Origin of the sequence: Enterococcus italicus (genome assembly GCF_023743875.1) — a bacterium.
Taxonomy (GTDB): Bacteria; Bacillota; Bacilli; order Lactobacillales; family Enterococcaceae; genus Enterococcus_G; species Enterococcus_G italicus.
In genome coordinates this window covers 1-2072 of sequence record NZ_JAMRVB010000020.1, presented here as the reverse complement: position 1 = coordinate 2072, position 2072 = coordinate 1, and the positions used below count along the sequence as shown (strand labels likewise).

Genomic DNA, 2072 nt, shown 5'->3' with positions numbered 1-2072 from the left:
CGGCAATTTAAAATTGTTGGTTTTCCTACATTTTTGTATGCTCTTCTTATCCCAAATGAAATGGAGGCTCAGGGATGAGAAAAGACATACGCGAAGGAGTGATGATCTACGTGATCAATGAAATCAAACCCAATTATGCTGCACTGGCAAAACAATACGACTGCGACTACCGAACAGTTAAGCAGGCTTACGAAGAAGCCCAAAATAAAGAATCAAAACCTGCAGAACGTAAGAAGCGCCCGAGTAAGTTAGATCCCTACAAAGAAATCATCCAAGACAAAATCAAAGACCAATGCAGTGCTTACAGTATATTCAAGTTTATTGAGCGCAAAGGTTTTGGGGGAAGTTACAGTTTAGTGAAGACCTATTGTCGCCAGTTTAAGCAGGAGAAAGTACAAAAGGCAACCATCCGAATCGAACATAGTCCCGGACTCTCTGCTCAGGTTGACTGGAAGGAAGACATGCGGCTAATCAGTAATCAGGGCGAAATTTTTGAATTCAATATCTTTTTGTACGTCTTGCCATATTCCAAGAAAAAATATATCACACTGACTTTCGACCGAAAACAGGACACACTCTTTGAGTGCCTAGATGATGCGTTTTATCAAACCGGTGGCGTTCCTAAAGAAATTTGGTTTGATAATATGAAGACAGTCGTTGACCATTCTCGTAGTCAGTTTTCCAAACCGTATTTCAATGAACATTTTTATGCCTTCAGTAAAGATGCCGGCTTCACACCAATTGCCTGTCGGCCATTTCGCCCGCAAACAAAGGGCTGTGTCGAAGCTTTAGCTAGAACCGTTGACCGCCTACGGGTCTATAATCATGAATTTTATGATGCCGTTGAGCTTTGCCATTTAGTTAATGACCTTTGCACTGAGCTAAATAACGAGATTTCTCAATCAACTGACCAAACACCAGATGACCGTTGGCGGACAAACGAAAAAGAGCACCTGCATCCATTACCAAAAAACCTTTTGAGTCCCTATTTTGAAGACTTTATTCGCCGTAAAGTCACCAAGGAAGCAATGGTCATTTTCCGTAAATGCAGATACTCTGTGGCGCCTCGGTATATCGGTAAAGAAGTCGAAATCGAACTCTCCGATAAAGAAGACCAAGTACAAATCTATTATAACGGAGAATTGATTCGGTCGCATCCACTCACGACAAAACAATTGAACTACCACGAGGAGGACTATTTCCAAATCTTGAAATCCGATGTCATGAGTCACAAAGAAGACGATGAAATAAGAGCGTATACTCGTGAAAGTCTCAAGCAATATGATCTGGTGGAGGTCGCCGATGAAGAATAGCCATTACCAAGAACTGATGACCAATTTAGAGACTCTTGGTTTGAATCATATGCGGGAATATGTTCCTAACTACATCGAAGTGGCCAATCGAGAGGAGCTTTCTTTAACGGAAGCCCTTCTCGAACTGACGCGCAGAGAAGTTGATCATCAAAATAAGCAAAAAATGAATCGTGTGGTGGCGCGCGCCCGCTTTCCCAAGCGAACCAGCCTGGAAGAGTTTGATTTTGCCTTCCAGCCAAGTATCAATAAGCGTGAAGTACTAGACTTAAAGCACATGGGCTTTGTGGAAAAGCATGAGAACTTGGTCTTTATCGGCAGTCCTGGTGTGGGCAAGACGCACCTGACGATTGCATTGGGAATTGAAGCTTGTCGTCAAGGCTATCGGACACTATTCATCACCTGTCATGAGCTGCTTTTGCGTCTGCGAACAGCCTATGAAAAAGGTACCCTAGAACGTGTCCTCAACCGCTACGCTCGCTATGACGTCTTGATTATTGATGAGATTGGCTATCTGCCAATTCAAAAACAAGAAGCTGATTTATTCTTTCAACTTCTTGCCATGCGCTATGAACACCGCTCTACGATCATTACGACGAACATTGTCTTATCTCGTTGGGGCGAGTTGTTCCAAAGTCCTGAGATCGCCGCTGCCATTCTTGACCGCTTAGTACATCACGTCAAGGTGTTCAAGATCACAGGCAAGTCTTATCGTATGAGAGACAAGATTTAAAGTGTCGTTTGCCGACAATTACTATTGCC

2 protein-coding genes are annotated in these 2072 nt (G+C 43.1%); both read left to right on the top strand.

All coding sequences use genetic code 11. The features are described 5' to 3' along the window. Positions 1-74 precede the first annotated feature (74 nt). Complete coding sequence (istA, locus tag NE257_RS11495; protein ID WP_251886527.1) at positions 75-1313, top strand: IS21 family transposase; 1239 nt, start codon at positions 75-77, stop codon at positions 1311-1313. After that, entirely contained in the window at positions 1303-2043 is a 741-nt protein-coding gene (istB, locus tag NE257_RS11490; RefSeq protein WP_071358962.1) for an IS21-like element helper ATPase IstB, read from the top strand. The genes istA and istB overlap by 11 nt, the downstream gene beginning before the upstream one ends. The last annotated feature ends 29 nt before the right edge of the window (positions 2044-2072 follow it).